General features: G+C 64.8%; 21 protein-coding genes. 12 read left to right on the top strand and 9 right to left on the bottom strand.

Features of this window, described 5'->3' with window-relative positions:
* Positions 1-3 precede the first annotated feature (3 nt).
* From IG169_RS15950 to IG169_RS15940, 3 genes are all read left to right on the top strand, one after another.
* A complete protein-coding gene (locus tag IG169_RS15950) occupies positions 4-804 on the top strand; it encodes a transglutaminase family protein (protein WP_193177210.1) in 801 nt (266 codons plus the stop codon).
* A gap of 30 nt (positions 805-834) precedes the next feature.
* Complete coding sequence (locus IG169_RS15945) at positions 835-1590, top strand: proteasome-type protease (RefSeq protein WP_193177209.1); 756 nt, start codon at positions 835-837, stop codon at positions 1588-1590.
* Positions 1591-1732: 142 nt separating this feature from the next.
* Entirely contained in the window at positions 1733-2917 is a 1185-nt protein-coding gene (locus tag IG169_RS15940; protein ID WP_193177208.1) for an ABC transporter substrate-binding protein, read from the top strand.
* Positions 2918-3375: 458 nt separating this feature from the next.
* Here the strand turns inward: IG169_RS15940 and IG169_RS15935 are convergent, their stop codons facing one another.
* From IG169_RS15935 to proC, 6 genes are all read right to left on the bottom strand, one after another.
* A complete protein-coding gene (locus IG169_RS15935) occupies positions 3376-4833 on the bottom strand; it encodes a branched-chain amino acid ABC transporter permease (protein ID WP_246717412.1) in 1458 nt (485 codons plus the stop codon).
* Complete coding sequence (locus IG169_RS15930; RefSeq protein WP_193177207.1) at positions 4830-5852, bottom strand: branched-chain amino acid ABC transporter permease; 1023 nt, start codon at positions 5850-5852, stop codon at positions 4830-4832. Before IG169_RS15930 ends, IG169_RS15935 begins: the two co-directional genes overlap by 4 nt.
* 3 nt (positions 5853-5855) lie before the next feature.
* Positions 5856-6557: an ABC transporter ATP-binding protein gene (locus IG169_RS15925; RefSeq protein WP_193177206.1), complete on the bottom strand. Its 702-nt coding sequence runs from the start codon at positions 6555-6557 to the stop codon at positions 5856-5858.
* Positions 6557-7375 (bottom strand): ABC transporter ATP-binding protein, encoded by an 819-nt coding sequence (locus IG169_RS15920; RefSeq protein ID WP_193177205.1) that lies wholly within the window; start codon positions 7373-7375, stop codon positions 6557-6559. The genes IG169_RS15925 and IG169_RS15920 overlap by 1 nt, the downstream gene beginning before the upstream one ends.
* Positions 7376-7480: 105 nt before the next feature.
* Positions 7481-8095, bottom strand: a complete 615-nt coding sequence (locus IG169_RS15915; protein WP_193177204.1) for a glutathione S-transferase family protein — start codon at positions 8093-8095, stop codon at positions 7481-7483.
* Between the two features lie 10 nt (positions 8096-8105).
* Positions 8106-8927 carry a pyrroline-5-carboxylate reductase gene (gene proC, locus IG169_RS15910; protein ID WP_193177203.1) on the bottom strand — a complete coding sequence of 274 codons (822 nt, stop codon included), beginning with the start codon at positions 8925-8927 and terminating at the stop codon, positions 8106-8108.
* A gap of 148 nt (positions 8928-9075) precedes the next feature.
* On the opposite strand from proC, the gene IG169_RS15905 reads away from it, so the two are divergent.
* The 7 genes from IG169_RS15905 (at position 9076) to IG169_RS15875 (ending at position 15372) form a co-directional block, all read left to right on the top strand.
* Positions 9076-10254, top strand: a complete 1179-nt coding sequence (locus tag IG169_RS15905) for a glycosyltransferase (protein WP_193177202.1) — start codon at positions 9076-9078, stop codon at positions 10252-10254.
* 91 nt (positions 10255-10345) lie between these two features.
* Complete coding sequence (locus IG169_RS15900; protein WP_193177201.1) at positions 10346-11116, top strand: WecB/TagA/CpsF family glycosyltransferase; 771 nt, start codon at positions 10346-10348, stop codon at positions 11114-11116.
* Between the two features lie 131 nt (positions 11117-11247).
* Positions 11248-12345 carry a YveK family protein gene (locus IG169_RS15895; protein WP_193177200.1) on the top strand — a complete coding sequence of 366 codons (1098 nt, stop codon included), beginning with the start codon at positions 11248-11250 and terminating at the stop codon, positions 12343-12345.
* Between the two features lie 64 nt (positions 12346-12409).
* Positions 12410-13309, top strand: coding sequence for a bifunctional methylenetetrahydrofolate dehydrogenase/methenyltetrahydrofolate cyclohydrolase FolD (gene folD / locus IG169_RS15890; protein ID WP_193177199.1), 900 nt, complete (start codon positions 12410-12412; stop codon positions 13307-13309).
* Between the two features lie 43 nt (positions 13310-13352).
* The gene (locus IG169_RS15885; protein ID WP_193177198.1) at positions 13353-14318 is read left to right on the top strand and encodes a GlxA family transcriptional regulator; all 966 of its coding nucleotides are present in this window, start codon (positions 13353-13355) and stop codon (positions 14316-14318) included.
* 77 nt (positions 14319-14395) lie between these two features.
* Positions 14396-14803, top strand: coding sequence for a hypothetical protein (locus IG169_RS15880; RefSeq protein ID WP_193177197.1), 408 nt, complete (start codon positions 14396-14398; stop codon positions 14801-14803).
* An 83-nt stretch (positions 14804-14886) separates the two neighbouring features.
* The gene (locus tag IG169_RS15875) at positions 14887-15372 is read left to right on the top strand and encodes a copper chaperone PCu(A)C (RefSeq protein ID WP_193177196.1); all 486 of its coding nucleotides are present in this window, start codon (positions 14887-14889) and stop codon (positions 15370-15372) included.
* A gap of 80 nt (positions 15373-15452) precedes the next feature.
* Here the strand turns inward: IG169_RS15875 and IG169_RS15870 are convergent, their stop codons facing one another.
* From IG169_RS15870 to IG169_RS15860, 3 genes are all read right to left on the bottom strand, one after another.
* The gene (locus tag IG169_RS15870; RefSeq protein ID WP_210326053.1) at positions 15453-15950 is read right to left on the bottom strand and encodes a flavin reductase family protein; all 498 of its coding nucleotides are present in this window, start codon (positions 15948-15950) and stop codon (positions 15453-15455) included.
* A gap of 47 nt (positions 15951-15997) precedes the next feature.
* Positions 15998-17347: a UDP-glucose dehydrogenase family protein gene (locus IG169_RS15865; protein ID WP_193177195.1), complete on the bottom strand. Its 1350-nt coding sequence runs from the start codon at positions 17345-17347 to the stop codon at positions 15998-16000.
* Between the two features lie 510 nt (positions 17348-17857).
* Positions 17858-18475: an LbetaH domain-containing protein gene (locus tag IG169_RS15860; protein WP_210326052.1), complete on the bottom strand. Its 618-nt coding sequence runs from the start codon at positions 18473-18475 to the stop codon at positions 17858-17860.
* A 316-nt stretch (positions 18476-18791) separates the two neighbouring features.
* On the opposite strand from IG169_RS15860, the gene IG169_RS15855 reads away from it, so the two are divergent.
* Together IG169_RS15855 and IG169_RS15850 are read left to right on the top strand one after the other, a co-directional pair.
* Positions 18792-19955, top strand: a complete 1164-nt coding sequence (locus IG169_RS15855) for a glycosyltransferase (protein WP_193177194.1) — start codon at positions 18792-18794, stop codon at positions 19953-19955.
* Positions 19956-19962: 7 nt separating this feature from the next.
* Positions 19963-21342 (top strand): cellulase family glycosylhydrolase, encoded by a 1380-nt coding sequence (locus tag IG169_RS15850; RefSeq protein ID WP_193177193.1) that lies wholly within the window; start codon positions 19963-19965, stop codon positions 21340-21342.
* The last annotated feature ends 64 nt before the right edge of the window (positions 21343-21406 follow it).

The raw sequence follows: 21406 nt of genomic DNA, 5'->3' as shown, positions 1-21406 counted from the left end.
CAGATGCGCCTGACCATTTCGCACACGACGCAATACCACTACGACGTTCCGGTCCATTATGCGTTGCAGCAGCTTCGGCTCACGCCGAAGTCGCGGGCCGGCCAGTCGGTCGTTTCCTGGGAGACGCGCGTCGAGGGCGGCAAAAAGCAGCTCGAATATGACGACCAGCACAACAATCATGTCGCCCTCGTCAGTTTCGATGCCGGGCAAACCGAGATCACAGTCCATTGCGCGGGGGTCGTCGATACCGCCGATACCTCGGGGATCATCGGTGCCCATGGCGGTTTCGCGCCGCTCTGGCTTTTCCTGCGGCCGACGCCGCTGACCCGCGCCGGCAACAACGTCCGCAGGCTGATCAAGATCGCCAGCGGCGATTACGAGAACGAGATTTCGCACCTGCATGCCCTCTCGGAGGCGATCGCCGGCGCGGTCAGATACGAGACGGGCCGCACCGATGCCGCCACCACCGCGGAAGAGGCGCTGGAGGCGGGGCACGGCGTTTGCCAGGACCACGCCCAGATATTCGTCGCCGCTGCCCGCGCGATGGGCTTTCCTGCCCGTTACGTCAGCGGCTACCTGATGATGGAGGACCGCGTCCACCAGGATGCGAGCCATGCCTGGGCCGAGGCGCATGTCGAGGGGATCGGCTGGGTCGGTTTCGACGTCTCCAACGGGATTTCGCCCGACGAGCGCTATGTCCGCGTCGCCACCGGACTCGACTACACCGAAGCCGCACCGGTTTCGGGCATGCGTCTTGGCGAAAGCGTCGAAAGCATGGTTGTCAGACTCCAGATACAACAATAAGTTCGCTGCAAATCGGGCTGGAATCACCAGATGACCTATTGCGTCGGTTTGCGCCTCAAAAAGGGCCTTGTCTTCATGTCGGACACGCGTACCAACGCGGGTGTCGACAATGTATCCGTGTTCCGGAAAATGTTCACCTGGACGGTTCCGGGCGAGCGCGTCCTCATGCTCATGACGGCGGGAAATCTGGCAACGACGCAATCCGTCGTCAGCCTGCTCGACGAGCGCTCCAAGGCGCCGCACGACCGCAATCCCTCGATCCTCGAAACGCCGTCGATGTTCCAGGCCGCGCGCCAGGTCGGCGAGACGCTGCGCGAGGTGATCCAGGCCAATGCGATGAGCGGGCAGACCGCGGATTCGTCCTTCAACGCGACGATGATTCTCGGCGGGCAGATCCGCAACAGCGAGCCGCGCCTGTTCATGATCTATCCCGAGGGCAACTTCATCGAGGCGAACGGCGACACGCCGTTCTTCCAGATCGGCGAGACCAAATACGGCCGGCCGATCCTCGTGCGCGCCTATGATCCGGAGATGTCCTTCGAGGACGCCGTCAAGCTGATGCTGGTGTCGTTCGATTCCACCCTCAAGGCCAATCTCTCGGTCGGCCTGCCGCTCGATATCCAGGTTTACGAGACCGACAGTTTCCGGCTCGGGTCTCGCCGGCGCGTCGAAGCCGACGACCCCTATTACCAGACGATTTCGACCAGTTGGGGCGAGGCGCTGTCGCAGGCGTTGAAGTCCCTGCCGGATTTCGTCTTTCCCGATGACGCCGCTTCGACGCGTTAATTCTGCCGCTTAACCCACGCATTTCATACGGCTTGCACGCGACGACGGAGTAGGCTTTAAACCTTTTAAGCTTTCCCAGCGGCAGATGCGGAATAGGCTGCGCCCGCCATGGATTGCCTGATTTTATAGGGAGTAATGTCTTATGCGAAAAACCCTTCTTCTTGCTGCCGCGAGCGTTCTTGCGCTTTCTGCCGCAGCACAGGCCGAGGTGAAAATGGGCGTGTTGCTCGGATTCACCGGCCCGATCGAGTCGCTGACGCCTGCGATGGCGGCCGGCGCTGAAATGGCGATGAAGGAAGCTTCCGACTCCGGCAAGTTTCTGGGCGGCGAGACGATCACTTCGGTGCGCGCCGATTCCACCTGCGTCGACTCGGCCGCCGCAACGGCTGCCGCCGAGCGCCTGATCACCTCCGACAATGTCGTATCCATCATGGGCGCCGATTGCTCCGGCGTGACTGGCGCGGTGGTCAACAACGTGGCTGTCCCGAATGGCGTCACGTCCATTTCGCCGTCCGCGACGTCACCGGGCCTCTCCGAGATCAAGGACAATGGCCTGTTCTTCCGTACGGCGCCGTCCGATGCGCGCCAAGGCGAAGTGCTCGCGGATGTGCTGATGGATAACGACATCAAGTCGATCGCGATCACCTATACCAACAATGACTACGGCAAAGGATTCGCCGATGCGCTTTCCAAAGCCTTCACGTCGCGTGGCGGCACGGTCACCATTGTTGCGGCCCATGAAGACGGCAAGGGCGACTATTCCGCCGAAGTTGGCGCGCTGGCCGCTGCCGGCGGCGACGCGCTCGCCGTTCTCGGCTATGTCGACCAGGGCGGCCGCGGCATCATGCAGAGCGCCATCGACACCGGCGCGTTCGACACTTTCGCGCTTGGCGACGGCATGATTGGCGACTCGCTTCTTGATCTGCCCGGTCTCGATTCGGTCAAGATAATGGGTACCGCGGCCGGCAGCGATTCCGAGGATGCGGCGATCTTCCAGAAGATGGCTGAGGATGCCGGCATCACCGGCACCGGTCCGTACCGTGGTGAGAGCTACGATGCGGCAGCCCTGATGATCCTCGCCATGCAGAAGGCAGGCAAGGCGGACCGCGCGTCCATCGCCGGCAATGTCATGGACATCGCCAACGCCCCTGGCGAAAAGATCGGCCCCGGAGAACTCGCCAAGGCGCTCGATCTCGTCGCCGCGGGCACCGATATCGATTACCAGGGTGCAACCGGCGTCGAATTCACCGACGTCGGCGAGGCTCTCGGCTCCTACAAGCAGCTGACGATCGAAAACGGCGCCTGGAAGACGGTGAAGGTGCGCTAAGCCTTTCGGCTTCGGAGTAAAAAAGCCCCCGGGCCGCGCGAGCGTCCCGGGGTTTTCTTTTCGGCATTGCGGCCTCAGTCCAGGTCTCTCGCGGCCTCGCACGGTTGCGAACTGCCGCCGCCGGCGGCCCCGTTCACCACCGGTCCGGTCCGAATGGACAACCTAATGAAAGCTCAAATCTAGCTTGCGGGAACCTGGGGGCATTCCCCGGCGCTCATGCTCTTGACCGGGTCGCTCGGACTGCATTTTTCGCCTGACACCGGATAGCGCCCGATGCTCGCGCATCCCGCGGACACCAAGAGCGCGAGGCTGACGGCAATACTCAGAAATAGTCTCATGACGTTATCTCCCAACACAAACATGCGCCCTGATTTATAGGCGCGATGCCGCCGCATGTGGTTGATGTCTGTCAATACGGCCGGCCGGCTCCCAATGGACCGGATACCGCCGTTCCGGCTTTAGCTGTGCCGCACCTTCTCGGGTAACAGTCCGCGCGGCGCGAAACGCATCACGATCAGCAGTACCAGACCCATCACGAAGAGGCGGAACGGCGCCGCGATATCCTGCAGATGGTGGTAGAGCGCGCTGTTCTGATCCATGTTCGAACTCATCAGTTGCACGATCAGGCGTCCGGCCGGTTCCGCCTCGACCCAGACGAACCAGATCAGGAAACCGCCGAGGACCGCGCCGAGATTGTTGCCCGACCCGCCGACGATCACCATCACCCAGATCAGGAAGGTGAAGCGCAGCGGATTGTAGGTCCCGGGCGTGAACTGCCCGTCCAGCGTCGTCATCATCGCGCCGGCGATGCCGATGATCGCGGAGCCGAGAACGAAGATCTGCAGATGACGCGCCTTGATGTCCTTGCCCATCGCGGAAGCCGCTTCCTCGTTATCGCGGATGGCGCGCATCATGCGGCCCCAGGGCGAATTGAGCGCGCGCACGCACAAGGCGAGGATGATCAGCAGCACGACCGTGAACAGGATGGCATAGGCGATCTTCACATAGGAGCTGGCGCCGTCGATCAGCATTTGCCGCAACATCACCTCGCGCGCCGCCGTGTCGGGCGCGGCAGCGAGAGCGCTCGCGTGGAAGCGGCTTACCAGGTCGATGAACCATTGCTTCTGCTGCAGTTCGATCTCGTAGGGCACCGGCAAGGGCCGCGCCAGACCGGTGACGTTCTTCACGCCGCGCGCCAGCCAGTCCTCGTTCTTCAGGACGGCGATGACGATTTCCGCGATGCCGAGCGTGGCGATGGCGAGATAGTCGGACCGCAGTCCCAGCGCCACCTTGCCGATCAGCCAGGCGACGGCTGCGGCGAACACGCCGCCGGCCAGCCAGGCGACGGTGATCGGCAGGCCGAGGCCGCCGATGAAGCCGGTTCGGGCCGGGTCGACCGCCTCGATCGCGTTGACCGCGTCGCCGAATACCGGGCGCAGGACGACATAGCCGACGACGATGACGACGAAGATCGCGAGGCTGCGCAACCGCCCCTTCAAGGCCGTGGCCAGGAACGCGGTGGTCGCGATGATCGCGATGACGATCACGCCCGACAGCGCCATGCCGCGTCCGCCGGCCGACAGCGCCTCCCATACCGGCGGATGCGAAATCACGACCGCGGCGAGGCCTCCCAGCGCGGTGAATCCCATGACGCCGGCGTTGAACAGCCCGGCATAGCCCCATTGCAGGTTCAGCCCCATCGCCATGACGGCGGAAATCAGGCTCATGTTGAGAATGGCAAGCGCCACCGGCAAGGACTGGAACATGCCGACGGCGACCAGCGCCGCTCCCATCGCCAGGAATGCCAGCGGTGCGCGCCACGGGCTCTGCCTCTTCTGCGCGACCGCCGTCGGCAGCGGCGCGACCGCTTCGGCGGTTTCGGTTTTCGGGTCGGTATCCTTGGCGGTGGTGCTCATAGGACTTTCCCCCTGAATATGCCGGTCGGCCGGATCAGCAACACGACCACCAGGATAATGAAGGAAATAGCGAACTTGTAGTCCGTCGACAGGAACTGCAGCAGCCCGTCGGGCGCCCACTGGTCGGGCAGCAGATAGGTCGCGAACTTCTTGTAGGCATAGGTCAGCATGACCTCCGAAAAGGCGACGATATAGCCGCCGACAACGGCGCCAACCGGTTCTCCGATGCCGCCGACGATCGCCGCCGCGAAGATCGGCAGGAGGAGCTGCAGATAGGTGAACGGCTTGAAGCTCTTGTCGAGGCCGTAGAGCGCGCCGGCGATGGTCGCCAGCGCGGCGGCGATGATCCAGGTCACCATCACGACGCGGTCGGGATTGATGCCGGACAGCAGCGCCAGGTCCTCATTGTCGGAATAGGCGCGCATCGCCTTGCCGGTGCGCGTCCGGTTGAGGAACAGGAACAGCGCGATCACGACGGCGAGCGTGACCACGACGGTGATCGCCTGCGTGGTCTGGATCGCCAGTCCCTCGTTGAGGCCGCTCCATTTCTTGAATTCGAGCGCCCGCACCAGGAACCGCTCGCCGTCGGTGAAGCGGCGGTCTTCGGTGCCCATGATGAAGCGGACGATCGCGCTCAGCATGAACATCACGCCGACCGAGGCGATCACCAGCACGACCGGTGCCGCGCGGCGCTTGCGGTAGAAGGAGAACACCATCTTGTCGATCAGGATGGCGACGATCGCCGTCGCCGCAATCGCCGGGACGAGCGCCAGCAGGGCGGTCGGGAGTATCCCGAACGTTATGCCGTTGGCCTGCAGGACCCAGGTGATCAGGATCGTCATCGTCGTGCCGAAGGCCATCAGGTCGCCATGCGCGAAATTGGCGAAGCGCAATATGCCGAAAACCAGCGTCACGCCGAGCGCGCCGAGCGCCAGCTGCGAGCCGTAGGAGAGCGCCGGCACGAAGACGTAGTTCGTCATCAGGACGAGTGCGTTCAGAAGGTCGGTTGCATCGGGCATGGTCTATCCACCCAGGAATGATTTGCGCACTTCGGGATTGGCCAGGAGTTCGTGGCCGGTGCCGGTGCGCCAGTTTTCGCCGCCGACGAGAACGTAGCCGCGGTCGGCGATGTTGAGCGCCTGGCGGGCGTTCTGTTCCACCATCAGGATCGCCAGGCCGGTGTCGCGCACCTCGAGAATCCGGTCGAAGAGTTCGTCCATGACGATCGGCGACACCCCGGCCGTCGGCTCGTCCAGCATCAGCACCGTCGGCCGGGTCATCAGCGCGCGGCCGACCGCCACCTGCTGGCGCTGGCCGCCGGAGAGTTCGCCCGCCAGTTGCCGCCGCTTTTCCTTGAGGATCGGAAACAGCGTGAAGACCTGTTCCATGGTGCCGCTTATGTCGTCGCGGCGCAGATAAGCGCCCATCTCGAGGTTTTCTTCCACGCTCATGCCGGTGAAGACGTTGTTCGTCTGCGGCACGAAGGCGATGCCCTCGCCGACGCGCGCCTGCGGGGTGAAGCTGGTGATGTCCTTGCCGTCGAGCACGACCCGGCCGAGCCGCAGCCGCAGCATGCCGAGCATTGCCTTCATCGCCGTCGACTTGCCGGCGCCGTTCGGCCCGACGATCACGGCGATCTCGCCCTTTTCCACACCGACCGTGCAGTCCTTGAGAATGTCGGCGCCGCCATAGCCGCCGGTCATGCTTTCGCCAATCAGATACATCAGGCGCCGCCCTCCGTGCCGGCCTCGGCCATCGCGCTCATTTGCTGGGGCGTCTTGTTCTTCAGGCCGCGGCCGAGATAGGCCTCGATCACCGCCTCGTTGTTGCGGACTTCGTCGGCCGTGCCCTCGGCCAGCACCGTGCCCTCGGCCATGACGATCACCGGGTCGCAAAGCCGGCCGATGAAATCCATGTCGTGCTCGATCAGGCAGAACGTGTAGCCGCGCTCGCGGTTCAGCCGGACGATCGCGTCGCCGATCTCGGCCAGCAGCGTGCGGTTGACGCCGGCGCCGACTTCGTCGAGCAGAACGACCTTGGCGTCGACCATCATCGTGCGGCCGAGCTCGATCAGCTTCTTCTGGCCGCCGGACAGATTGCCTGCCAGTTCCTGCGCCACATGGCCGAGATTGAGGAAGCCGATCACCTCCATCGCCCGCTCGCGGATTTCGGCTTCCTGCCGTTTCACCTCGCCGTAGCTGAACCAGGCCGACATCAGGCTCTCGCCGAGCTGGTGGTCGGGAACCATCATCAGGTTCTCCAGCACCGTCAGCGTCGAGAACTCGTGCGCGAGCTGGAACGTGCGCAGCAGGCCCTTCTTGAACAGGAGATGCGGCGGCAGGCCGGAGACGTCCTCGCCGTCGAGCAGGATCTGCCCGCTGCTCGGTTTCAGATTTCCGGCGATGATGTTGAAGAGGGTGGTCTTGCCGGCGCCGTTCGGGCCGATCAGGCCGGTGATCGACCCTTTTTCGATCTTCAGCGAGGCATTTTCGACGGCATGAACGCCGCCGAAATTTTTATACACGGATTTGACTTCGATCATGACATCCGGCTTTCCGTTTCAGCGTGTCAAGCATGACATTTCGGTAAACGCAATCCCGGCCTGCTTTTCGGGCCTGTTTTCCCCTTTTTCGGCCTCTTTTGCGGGTCAGGCCGCCGCTTTCAGCCTTGTCTCCTTTTCCACCGCGCGCTGGTAGGCGGGCCGGGAAAGGATCCGGTCGAAATAGGCGTCGACCGCGCCGGACGCGATCTCGTAGCGCCCGGCGCGCGCCCACATGCCGCAATGGCCGAGCACGACGTCAACGCAGGTGAAGCGATCGCCCATGGCATAGTCGCGGCCCGCGAGCCGTCTTTCCAGCGTGCCGGCTTCGCGCCGGAATTCTGCCGAAAGCCAGGCCGACACGTCCGCGGCGCGCAGGTCTTCGGGCAGGAGCAGGCGATGCTTCAGCTTGTTCCACATCGGCTGTTCGAACTCCGCCAGCGTCCACAGCATCCAGCTTTCCATCTGCGCGCGGTCGCGCGCGTCGCGCGGGCCGAACCCCTTGTCGCCGTGCTTGTCGGCCAGATACAGGCAGATCGCCGCCGAATCCGTCAGCACGAAATCATCGTCCACCAGCACCGGCCCCTTGCCGGAGGGACTGAGGCCCGCGAGGTCGTCGGATCCGAGGCGCGCCTTCTTCAATTCGTAGGGCTCGCCGAGTTCCTCCAGCATCCACGTAACCCGCGTCATGCGCGAGATCGGCGACCCGTGAACCTCGTACATGGCGGTTCTCCTATTTGCCGAGTTCGACGGAGCGCGCGCGCGAGGCTTCCACCGCTTCGGTCATCAGTTTCGTCAGCCGGTCGTCGCCCATCAGCACGGAGAGCGCCGCAGCGGTCGTGCCGTTCGGGCTGGTGACCTGCTCGCGCAGCGTGCCAGGCGCGACGCCGCTCTGTTTGGCGTAGACCGCCGCGCCGTAGATCGTCTGGCCGGCGAGAAGTCCGGCGATGTCGTCGGGCAGGCCCGCCGCCTTCGCCGCTTCCGTCAGCGCCTCGATCATGTGGAACAGATAGGCGGGACCCGATCCCGACACCGCGGTCACAGCGTCCATCAGATCCTCGTCGTCGATCACCGCCGTCTCGCCGCTTGCCGCCATCAACTGCCGGGTGAACGCCATCGTCGCGTCGCCGACATGCGCGTTGGCGCAGATCACCATCATGCCCGCGCCGACGGCCGCCGGCGTGTTCGGCATCACGCGGATCACCGGTGTTTTCTCTCCGAGCGCCTTTTCGATGCGCGCGATGCGAATGCCCGCCGCCACGCTGACGATCGCCGCCCCCTTGCCGGCAAGCCCGGCATAGGCCGGCAGGACGGCATCCATCACCTGCGGCTTGACCGCCAGGATGACCACCGCCGGCGCCAGGTCGTCGGGCAGATCGCCGGCATCGGCGACGGTGGTGACGCCGAGCGCCGCCGCGCGGTCGCGCAGGCCCTCATTCGGTTCGACGACGAACGCGTCGGCGGCGGCCAGGACCTTCGACGACAGCCAGCCCTGCAGCATGGCGAAGCCCATATTGCCGCAACCGGCGAGCACGACTTTGTTGTTGGCAGACATGATGTTTCATCCCGTTTCGAAGTCGGTCCGGGATACCGGCGCGTTCGCCCGAGCGCAAGCGTGCCCCGGTCGGGCGCCTGCGTTGCAGACGGTTATGGGCAGGCGCCGCAAATCCGTGTTATCGCTCGCCCAACTTTCGGGAGAAGTCATGCATCTTGTCTTTGTCTCGTCGCTCGTGCCGGCCGGTCCGCCGCAAAGCGATTTCGAGATCGTCAATCAAACTGTCGTCGACGGACTGCGCCGGGCAGGCGCCAGGGTCTCCTTCCTCGGATTCAGGCGGCCGGGCGCCGAGCTCTCCGATCCGCAGGACACGGCCTGCCTCGGCGAATTCGATCCGGACGCCGGCCCTGCTTCCGTGGTGCAGGACCTGCGCCGGTTCGCGTCCGCCGTCTCCAGCGGCCTGACCCTTTCCTCAACCGCGCTGCGCATGGTCACGGAAGCGGAACTACGCGCGGCGCTGTCCAAGCTGGAGCCGTTCGACGGCATCGTCCTCGGCGGCGTTTCGCTCGCCGGCGCCTTCGAGACTGTCTTTGCCGGCAGCCCCTGCCTGCTTGTCGCGCATGCCGTCGAACACGTCCTGGCGGCGGAAAACGCGCGCGGCGCGCCAAGCCTGTTGGAGCGTCTCCGGCTGTCCCGCGATGCGCGTGTCCTCAAGGCGCTCGAGCGGCGCCTGTGCGGGTCCGCGCGTTTCGTGCTGGCCCTGTCGGAGGAGGATCGCGCCGGCCTCGGCCTCGCCGAAGACCGCTCCCTCGTCCTGCCGCTGGTGATCCCCCGCGAGACCGCGCCGACCGGCGTGCGCCTGCCGGGCTTCGATATCGGCATGATCGGCGACTGGACCGCGCCCGAAAGCCTTACGGGACTCGAATGGTTCCTGCAGGACGTCCTGCCGAAACTGCATCCTCACGTCACTTTCGCCATCGCCGGCCGGGTGCCGCGCGGATTTCCGAGCCGCGACAAGAGGGTGCTGTTTCTCGGCCCTGTCGTCGACCATGTGGAGTTCCTGCGCCAGTGCCGCGTCATCGCCCTGCCGGCAAGAGCCGGAACCGGCGTGAGCCCCGGGGCGGTCGAGACCCTCGAACTCGGTCTTCCCGCCGTCGCCACCTCCGCGGCGCTGCGCGGGATCGCCGCGCTGCCCGAAAACGTGCGCCGCGCCGACGGTTCGAAAAAATTCGCCGCGGCGCTGCAGGACCTCGTCGTCGCCCAGCGCACCGGCATGCTGCCGGACGCCGATGGCGAAGCCTTTCGCGCCGCGCGGCTGACTCGCATGGACGAGGCCCTGGCCGAGGCGGTGCGCAGACTTGCCGCCGAGCCGGTTCCCCGGCATTAACCACAGCCCCGGAATCCGCTTGCCCGCGGCTCCATCATGGCCTTTACCGGACACGAAAGCGGAATGTTTTCCGTAGTTTGCGTGGTCTGGAATGCTGCAATCCGCCGTTAACGGCCGTGAAATCGCGAAACGCGACGTGCTCGGAATTCCCGTGCATGATTTCGCGCGCGACGAGGCGCTCGAATTCCTCCACGGCCGCATCGCCCTGCGCAACTACACCCCCGTCACCTTTCTCAACGCCCACAACGCCAATATCGCGATGCGAGATGCCGGTTTCCGCAATGCGCTGGAGCGTTTCACCGTTCTGTCGGACGGTATCGGTGTCGATATCGCGGCGCAGCTTCTGCACGGCGCCCGGTTTCGTGCCAATCTGAACGGCACCGATTTCGTCCCCGACCTGCTGCGCAGCGCGCAGTTTCCGCTGAAGGTCGGCCTGTTCGGCGCCCGTCCGGGCATCGCCGAAAAGGCGGGCGAGCGCTTTGCCGCTCTCGACGGCCGTCACGAATACCGTGTCGTCCATCACGGTTACTTCGATGGAAGCGACGAACAACGCATTCTCGACGGACTTGCGCAATGGCGGCCGGATATCCTTCTCGTCGCCATGGGCGTGCCGAAACAGGAACTCTGGATCGCCGAAAAGCTCACCGGGGAACATTGCACCATCTCGATGGGCATTGGCGCGCTGTTCGATTTCGCCAGCGGGTCGGTGCCGCGCGCCCCGCGATGGGTGCGCGCGATGCGCAGCGAATGGGTGTATCGCATGATCCGCGAGCCGCGCCGGCTTGGGCATCGCTACCTCGTCGGAAACCCCCGGTTTATCGGCCACGTCCTGCGCCGCAAATTCGCGCGCGGAGCGAATTGAGCCGACGCCTGTCGGGGGCCGGACGCGTCGCCCCCGGCATCCGGAATTAACCTTTTGTTATCCATGAAAATTTAGCGTGTCTTTACTTTCGCGCGTTCGCCGCGAGGTCCGTATTTCCAGCCCGGTGGCCGATGATCGAACCCGAAGACAATCGCGCAGGGCGCCGCGCGCCGGTTGCTGTCTCCCGGACGCCCGGTTTTCTGCCCCTTTTCGCCAGAACCTTCCGGGCGTGGCGGCTGCCGGTTTCGGGGCTCGCGCTTGCGGGCCTCGCCGTCGGCGCCGCCGTGGCCTTCTCGACGCCGCAGCACTACACGTCGCATGCACGGGTTCTGATCGATCCGCGCGCGGTCGCCTCCGGCGGAGATGCGGGCGCGCCGGTCCATATCGACAACGGCACGGCGCTGGCGATCGTGGACAGCCAGCTCGATATCGTTCGCTCCGCCGCGGTGCTGAACAAGGTCGTCGAACGCGCGAAACTGGACCGGAACCCGGACTTCAACGGCGAGGGCGGCGGCAACGCCTTGCTGCGCTGGTTGCATGTCTATACCGCGCTGTTTTCGAGCGGCGACACACTGCCGGAACGCGATCGCGCGGCGCTCCGAACCTTGCGTGAAAACCTGTCCGTCGAACGCGAGGCCGGCACCTTCGTCATCGATATAGGCATCACCGCCCGCGATCCCGAGACATCGGCGCTCGTCGCCAACGGGACCGCCAGGGCATTCATCGAGGAGCGGGAAAGGCTGAAACCGGACGCAGCCGCTTCCGCGGCAAGGCTGGTTTCGCCGGCATCTGTCCCCGATACGCCGTCGTCGCCGTCGCGCGCAATCGTCATCGCCGGATTTGCCGGGGCGGGTCTGGCGCTTGGCGTCTTGCTGGCCTGTTTTTCCGCGATGCGCGAAGCCGCCTCCGGTGCGGGACGCGGCACCGCCCGGTTCGACGACCATGATGACCTCGTTGCCGCCGCGATCCGCATGGCCGTGAGCGAATCCGAAGCGGACCCGCCGCTATCCGCCGAGCCCATTCCGCGTGATTCCGGAGAATTTCAGCCCGTTCCTGTCGCCGGCGAAGACGAGGAACTCGAGGATCTTCGCCGGTCGGTCCGCGAGCTTCGCGAATCCGTCGAGGTGCTGATGCGCCGTCGTGCAGAGCGCAGACAGCGCTTCGCGCAACGTCACTTTTCCCGTCCGGCGGAAAACTGGTCGAAATCCGTCATGACAGGGCGCGTCTGAGGTTTTCTTTCGCTGCGAACCCGTGCAAATGTCCGCGCGAAATCTCGTGTCGGGAGAAGAGTGCATGGCAGAGCGGATTGACGGCAAGGTGATCGCGGCGGAAGTGCTGGAAACGGTCAAGGCCGCGACGGAGAAACTCGTGAGCGAAACCGGCGTGCAGCCGGGCATCGCCGTCGTCATCGTCGGCGAGGATCCGGCAAGCGAGTTTTACGTCCGTTCCAAGGGCAAGCGCGCCGAGGAATGCGGCTTCAAGTCGGTCACCCACCGGCTGCCCGCCGAAACGTCGGAAGACGAGCTCCTGAAGCTGATCGGCGAACTCAACGCCGACGACACCATTCACGGCATTCTCGTCCAGTTGCCGGTGCCCGACCATATCGACGACGGCAAGGTCATCCAGGCGATTTCGCCCGACAAGGACGTCGACGGTTTCTCCTTCGTCAATGTCGGCAGGCTGGTGACCGGCCAGCTCGGCTCCGCCTTCGTTCCCTGCACGCCGGCCGGCGCCATGGTGATGATTCGCCGCACGCTCGGCACCGGCGACCTGTCTGGCCTCACCGCCGTGGTCGTCGGCCGCTCCAATATCGTCGGCAAGCCGATGGCGAACCTGCTGCTCGCCGCCAACGCCACCGTCACGATCGCACATTCGCGCACCAGGGATTTGCCCGCAGTGTGCCGCGAGGCGGATATCCTCGTCGCTGCCGTCGGCCGCCCGGAAATGGTCAAGGGCGACTGGGTCAAGCCGGGCGCCTGCGTCATCGATGTCGGCATCAACCGCGTTCCCGCGCCGGAACTCGAGAAGAAGTATCGCGTCGTCGGCGATGTCGATTACGACGGCGCGGAAAAGGTCGCCGGTTCGATCACGCCGGTGCCGGGCGGCGTCGGCCTGATGACGGTCGCCATGTTGATGGCCAGCACCGTGACGTCGGCCTATCGCAGCGCCGGTCTCGAACCGCCGGGATTTTGATTCCGCTTTTCGTCTTCGCCCGGCTCGGCTATAGCCCGCCATCATGAATGCGAGCGATTTCGCGCCGAAGCGGCACTTTTCCTTCATCCTGGCGGACCTCTTCCCGATGTTCTGCCTGGCGGCGGCGATCGACGTCCTGCGCTCGGCCAACCGGTTGTCGGACACCCGGTATTACGACTGGTCGACGGTCTCGCATGACGGCCAGCCGGTGAGCGCGTCCAACATGCTGGCGATCAAGGCGGCCTACAGCGTCGACGACATGCCGCCGAGCGACATCGTCTTCGTCGTCGCCGGCCTGACGACGGAATTCGCCGGCAAGAACAAGGTCATAAACGCGATCCGCACGCGCGGCCGCCGCGGCGCGGCGCTTGGCGGGATCTCCATCGGCAGCCACACGCTTGCCGAGGCGGGCCAGCTCGAGGGCCACCGCTGCACGATCCACTGGGAGAACCGGGCCTCCTTCCGCGAAGCCTTCCCGCATATCGAGTGCACCGGCAATGTCTACGAGATCGACCGCAAGCGCTACACCTCGGCCGGCGGGACGACCTCGGTCGACCTGATGCTGGAAATCGTGCGCAGCGATTTCGGGTCGGACCTCGCCAACAAGGTCGCCAACCAGTTCCAGCACGAGCGCATCCGCTCGCATCACGACCGCCAGCGCGTCGGCCAGGAGCCGGATCTGAGCGGCAAGTCGGAGAAGCTGCGCAAGGTTACCGAACTGATGGCGGAAAACCTCGAAACGCCGCTGACGGCGGGCGAGCTCGCCGACTCCGTCAGCCTGTCGGTGCGCCAGGTCGAGCGGCTTTTCCTGCGCCACCTCAACTCCACGCCCGGCCGCTACTACATGACACTGCGGCTCGAACGCGCCCGGCAACTGCTGCGCCAGACCAACATTCCGATCCTCGAGATCGCGCTGTCGACCGGCTTCACCTCGCACAGCTATTTCGCCCAGAGCTACCGGCTGCAATTCGGCCGTGCGCCGAGCGACGAGCGCAGGTCGAGCTATTGAAAACCCCGGTCCCGCTCATGCGGCGCGGCGTCACAGGCACGCGCGCAAAGATTGACCGGCGCGCCGGGACTTGCAACTTGGTGGCCATGATCGGCGCACGCGTAAAAAACCGCTTCGTTTCCGCAGCCTGGATCCGCGTCCTGCTGATTGCGGCGGTCGCGCTGTCCGCCTTCGCGCACCGCCCGCTGGTCGACGAGCCGCAGCCGCTCGAACTGGCGCAATATGTCCTTCCGGACGGCACGCTGCCCGATCTCTGCCTGACGCAGGAGCGGGACGGCGATCCGCTGCATCACCATCACCACGCCTTCTGCGATTTCTGCGTGATCGCGGGGGCGTCCGCACCGGCCCAGCCCGTCGCGGTGGCGCTGTCCCAGCCGCTGCAATTCGTGCTTGCCGTCATCAAGCCGCAGATGACGGCGCCGCCGGTCGCCACCATCGATCTCGCGACCGCATCGCAGCGCGGACCACCGGCCGTTTCCGTCTGACCGCCCTCTCGGGCACAGAATCGAATTCGATATTTACAGGCCGCGCGCACCGCGCCGTGGCCGCATCAGATGGAAACTGAACAATGAAATACGCAATCACCGCAATTGCAGCCGCTGCTGCCCTCGTGACCGCGACCGTCTCTTCGCTGGCGCATGAATACACTCTTGGCGATCTCGTCATCGTTCATCCGGTTGCCCGCGCGACGCCGCCCGGCGCGCCGGTCTCCGGCGGTTACATGACGATCCAGAACAAAGGCACCGAAGCCGACCGCCTGATCGGCGGCGCGGCCGACTTCGCCGGCAAGGTCGAGATCCACGAAATGGCGATGCAGGGCGACGTCATGAAGATGCGCCAGCTCGAAGACGGCCTGGAAATCCCGGCCGGCGGCGAAGTCACGCTGAAGCCGGGCGGCTATCACGTCATGTTCATGATGATGAAGCAGCCGCTCGAGGCCGGCACCAAGCAGAAGGTCAAGCTGATATTCCAGAAGGCCGGCGAAATCGACGTCGATTTTAATGTCGTGACGCCGGACAAGCTCCAGATGGACAAGAAAATGAAGATGAACTGATCGCCGATCGGTTCTTGCGCGAGGCGTCTTCGGGCGCCTCGCGGCCTTCGCCGGACAGGCGGCAAGCCCGTTTTCGTCGCTCAGACGGCCTGGTCGACGAGTTCCCGGTAGGAGCGGTTGCAGTAGACCAGCGGCTTGCCCGCGTCGCTCAGTTCGATGCCCTGGACATACCCGAACATCACGTGATGCGTGCCCTGGCGCTGGTGCCCGGCAAGGCTGCAGTCGAGAGCGGCGAGCGCCGTCGTCAGCCGCGGCGAACCCGAATTCGTATCCGCCCATTCGCCATAGGCGAATTTGTCGAACCGTTGCCTGGCGAGCCGGCCTCCGAACGCATCGGAGATCATCCGCTGATCGTTGCGCAGGATATTCACGCAAAAGGCCCGGTTTTCCAGGATCGATTGCACGGCGCGGCTGGCATCGTTGATGCAGACCAGCACCAGCGGGGCGCCCCCGTCCGCGGAAACCGGCGTCATCGCCGAAACGGTTATGCCGGCGCGCCCGGCGGGGCCGCCGGTCGTGACGACCGTGACGGTGGCCGCCGTCAGGCTCATCGCGTCGAGGAAGGACTGGCGTAACATGCTCTCTTCCCGGCTGTATCCCGGCATTGCCGGGTCGAACGCGCCCATCACTCCGCCGCCTGATGCAGGACGAGGGAGCGGCGGTCCGTCCCGTCGCTGCGGCCGATGCCGGTGTAGCTGATGCCCGCGACGCGCACCGTGGCTGCGTCGTAGATGTTGCGCAGGTCGACCATCACCGGGGCGGCCATCGTCTGTTTCAGGCGGGCGAGATCAAGGTCGCGGAAGACGCCCCATTCGGTGACGATGACGAGGGCGTCCGCGCCGGCGGCGGCGTCATAGGCGTCTTCGCAATAGGCTATGTTCTTCAGGATCGTCTGCGCCTGTTCGGTGCCTTCCGGATCGAAGGCGCGGATGCGCGCGCCGGCGTCCTGCAGGGCGGTGATGATCGGGATTGCGGGCGACTCGCGCACGTCGTCGGTATCCGGCTTGAAGGTCAGGCCGAGAATGGCGATCGTCTTGCCGCGTACCGTTCCGCCGCAGGCGCGGATCACCTTCTTCGCCATCGCGCGCTTGCGCTGGTCGTTGACGGTGACGGTCGTTTCGACGAGGCGCACCGGGCTGTCGGCGTCATGCGCGGTCTTGACCAGCGCCAGCGTGTCCTTCGGGAAGCACGATCCGCCGATGCCCGGTCCGGCTTGCAGGAATTTGCGGCCGATGCGCTCGTCCATGCCGATGCCGCGTGCGACGTCGAGCACGTCGGCGCCGACCTTCTCGCACAGATCGGCGATCTCGTTGATGAAGGTGACCTTCATGGCGAGGAACGAATTGCCGGCATATTTGGTCAGTTCGGCGGTCCGCCGGCTCATCATCAGGATCCGGTCGTCGTCGAGATTCAGCGGCGCGTAGATGTCGTGCATCACGCAGCGCGCGCGCGCATCGTCGGTGCCGATCACGACACGGTCGGGTTGCATGAAATCGCCGATCGCAGAGCCTTCGCGCAGGAATTCCGGATTGGAGACGACGGCGACATCGGCGGCGGGGTTCTCTTTCGCGATGACGCGTCCGATCTCGTCGCCGGTGCCGACGGGGACCGTCGATTTCGTGACCACGACCGTATGTCCGGTGAGGTGCGGTGCGATTTCGCGGGCGACCGCATAAACATGCGTCAAGTCCGCCAGCCCGTCGCCGGCGCGCGACGGCGTGCCGACGGCGATGAAGACGGCGTCGGCGTCTGCGACCGCTGCGGCGAGATCGGCGGTGAATTGCAGCCGGCCGGCCTGCATGTTGTCATGGACGATCGCTTCGAGCCCCGGCTCGTAGATCGGGATCTGGCCGCGCCGCAACGCCTCGAGCTTGGCCTCGTCCCGGTCCACGCAGGTGACCGCGTGGCCGATATCGGCGAAACACCCGCCCGAAACCAGCCCGACATATCCCGCACCGATCATCGTGATTTTCATGTCCGTATCCCTGTCGATTTCCCGGTCTTTCCGGATTGCGGATCGACCGGCTTGAACGGCGTCTCCGGCATCGCCCGCGCCGCGCCGGGCGGCCGGCGCGTGACGGCGATGTCAAACGCAATTGTGCGGCTCTGGAAGCGGGGAGGAGGTGGCGGGACGAAGGACAAGTTGAAAACCGCTCTTATGCAAAACAGGAAAGAACGAGATGGAACCGTCTATCCGTCCTTGTTGAAATCAGTCGCGCTCGCACCATCATGCCCATTGTCGAAGAATCCGTTAAATGCGCACCTGCATCATGCCCGGGCGTATAAGCCGGATCGCCCCGGTGGGGCGGTCAGGTGGCGGAAATATCCATGAAATTCAGGGGGTTGATCAACGAGCGTTTGGCGATTAGGAATATTCCATCCCCTTTCAGGGTTTCCAAATTCCTAATTTTCTTCCTCGCATTTTAATCAGTCCATTTTCGGGAATTTCGTTTCCCGCGCCGCCACGCGATCGCCGCCCGGCTGCTCACGCGTGTTTTGGCTCGCGCCAGCCCCGAACGGGAGTGTCGTTGCGCTCGAATTGCCGGCGTTTCCTGATCTCCCGGGCGGGATTTCCCGCGTAAACGGTCCAGGGTTCGAGATTTTTCGTCGTGACCCCATGCGTTCCGAGCACGGCGCCTTCGCCGACCTTGGCGCCCGGACCGACGAAAGCGTCAGCGGTGATCCAGGCATAGGCCCCGATTGTGATCGGAGAGGTCACGAGCGGGAAAAGCGCGTCGTTCATGTCATGGGTGCCGGTGCAGATATGCGCCCGCTTGGAGATGACCGCGTATTTGCCGACAACGATCGGCGCCATGCAGTAGATGTCGGCGTGATCGGCGATGGCGGCGAAATCCTCGAGAACGAGGTTGGCCGGATACCAGATCCGCGCCGAGGGCGCCACATAGACCCCCTGACCGACCTTTGCGCCAAAGGCTCTCAGAAGGAACCGGCGCCAGCCATAAAACGGCTGCGTCCATGACGCGAGAAGCACCCAGGTAACGCCCCAGGCCAGACGCAACAGCCTGTGCCGCAACCCGAATCTCGGTTCTTCGTCGGCGACCATCGTTTCCCCGGTGTCGAGAGATGCTGGCTTGATCCCCATTTCGGCCTCCGCGGCAGAGCCGTTCAAACGGCGCTCCGGCGTTGTCTCCCTGTGCCCGGCACATGCCGGGAAGGAGAGCTTTCACGCTTTCTTTAAGGCTCAATAGTAGATTTTGACTTAAGGAATGAGCCCGCCGTCCTTTCCGATGATCGAGGCCGCAGGGGGACTTGCGGGCCGGTTTCCCCACATCCCCGGGAAGGGAAGCTTGCCGGGTTCGGACGCGTCGCCGGGTGCTGTTGTGGCGCATTCCCGCAAAAAGGAGTCGATGAGGTTGCCCGCTAAGGAAACGAGACATGCCGGGCCTCGCATTTTGCATGTGAGCGCCGATTATCCGAACCCGCATCGGGGCCGGACGACCACCGCGATTGAACGTCTGGTGAAAAGCGCGGGTATCGGCGACCATGTGGTGGTGTCCCTGAACCGGACCAGCCTGCCGTGGAAGACCTATCTCATCGACTGCGGCGAAACGGATGGCATTCGCCTTTTCGCCTATCGCTATTTCGGATTGCCGATGGGACTGGGCCTGGCGGCAGCCATGCGCCGCGTCGCCCGGAAGATTGCGCGGGTGCTCGAGGCGGAGGATTGGCGTCCGGACCTGGTTCACGCGCACAAATTCGCCTTCGAAGGCATAGCCGGACTATGGCTGGTCGAGTATTTCGGGCCCGGGACACGGTTTTTCGTCTCGGTGCGGGGCGAGTCCGAACGCAATGTCTTCCTGCGCAAACCCGGCTACCGGGCCCTGATGCGGCGGATCGCGGAACGCGCGGACATGATCTATCATGTTTCCGCCTGGTTCCTGTCCACCTATCACCGGTATGTGCCCGATCAGCCCGCCAAGGAGCGGCTTTTGCCCAACATCGTCGGCAATACGGTGCCGGACCTTCCTTCGGTCGCCGCCGAGCCGCGTTTCGCCACTGTCCTGCATCTGGATTTGCGCAAGCGAAAGGGCCTGTCGGACCTTCTGCGCGGCTTCGCGGACTTCCTCAAGTCGAACCCGGGCATCGGTCTGGACGTCATCGGGCCCGGTGACGCGGCAAATATCGAGGCGGTGACCGGCGAGATCAGGCAGTTGGGACTTTCCGACAGCGTCCGCCTCCGAGGCGGCATGGACGGAAAGACGCTTTTCACCCACTTGCCTCACTATCTGGCGCTGGCATTGCCCAGCCACCAGGAGACCTTCGGAATGGTCTATCTGGAGGGCCTGTTCGCCGGGATTCCAATCCTGTACAGCCGCGGCACGGGCATCGACGGCTATCTGGACGGCATTCAGGCGGGCGTTCCGGTCGAGGCGGGAAATGTCGCCGAAATCTCGCAGGCCCTGACGGAGCTTTACCGGAACAATTCGTCCTACAGGGAAGCCATACGGCAGGCAGGCAAGGCCTTGCACGAACGGTTCGACCCGGGCGCCATCGCCGCAGGCTACCGCTCGGATATCGATCGGTTCTGTCCGGAAACGATACTGCGCAGTGCGGCGGAATGAGGCGGCCGTGAGCGCCGCGCGTTCGCACAGGCTCCTGCGCAACGTTCTGATCGGCATGGCGGCGGCCGCGTCGCTGGGTGCGGTCGCTCTTGCGGTTTTCGCGCCGAGTCCCGCACCTCCCGTCTGGACACCGCCGGCCGCGGTCCGGGACGGCGCCGCGTCGGCGGCCTCCGGGGCACAATCCGTTCCGGCCGCGCCGGTTCGCGAAGCGGAGCAGGTTCCGGCCTTCCGGCGCGGTGTCAACCTGTCACGCCTGCTGAGTTTTTCCAGCCGCGACCCCGCCCGGCCGGGCAAATACCTCTCGCCGCCGTTTCAGGGCGATCTCGCCGTCGTGACCGATGCCGAACTGGATCGCCTGCGCGGCCTCGGTTTCGACTTTGTCCGCCTGCCGGTCGATGTCGGCCCGTTCCTGGAAGCCGGCGAGGACGAGCTTGGTTCGCTGTTCGACATGATGCGCCAATCGGTCATGCGGCTGCGCCGTCACGGCCTGACGGTCCTGCTCGACATGCATCCCTCCACCTACCGGTCGAACTGGCGTCCGGAGGACATTCTGGCCGATCCCCGGGGCGCGAAGTTCGAACGCTACGGGAAATTCCTCGAGCAGGTGGCCGGACTCTTCGGGGATCAGCCCGCAGATGGTTTCGCTCTGGAACTGATGAACGAGCCGCAGCCCGCCTGCGACCGCAAGGACGGCGAGGACTGGACGATATCGCAGAAACGCCTGTTCGACGCGGTGCGCGCCGTTGCACCCGAAATGCCGGTCGTTCTGACCGGCGGTTGCTGGGCGTCCGCGGATGGCCTGATGCGGCTTGATCCCGTCGGCTACGACGCCGCGACGCTCTACGACTTTCATTTCTATGAGCCCTATTACTTCACGCATCAGTCAATTCCCTGGGCCTCGCCGCCCGGCCGCTATCTTGCCGGCCTGACCTATCCGGCGGCGACCGGCAGCCTGGAGGTGACGCTGAACAAGACGAAAGCCCATATCGCCAGGATGGAGAAGGACGGAACGCCTCAACCGGCCGACGCTTTCGCGTCCGCCAGGAAATATGCCTCGTCCTATTACGGCCGCGGGGAAGCCGGGCCGAAAACCATCGCCGCGCGCTTCGACGAGATAACCGCCTGGGCGAAGGCGAACGGCGTCGCGCCGGGCCGCATCGTCGTCGGCGAGTTCAGCGCCATCCGCTGGCCGGACGGCGTCGAGGACGACGGCAGCCGCTTGCGCTGGATCGCCGATGCCCGCGCGGCGGCGGAAGATCACGGGTTCGGCTGGGCCTTGTGGGACTACTACGAAGGCTTCGGCCTGCTCGCCGACAACGCCAGCCGCACCGTCGACAGCGGCACCGCATCGGCCCTCGGCCTGGACGTCGACGCCCTCAGGCAATGATGCCCGCGCCGGATTGTTACGGACCCCGCGGCGAATCGCATACAGTGGGCACAGGCGGGATATT

It is taken from the genome of Oricola nitratireducens (assembly GCF_014904745.1).
Taxonomy (GTDB): Bacteria; Pseudomonadota; Alphaproteobacteria; order Rhizobiales; family Rhizobiaceae; genus Oricola; species Oricola nitratireducens.
This window is presented reverse-complemented; position numbering and strand designations above follow the sequence as displayed.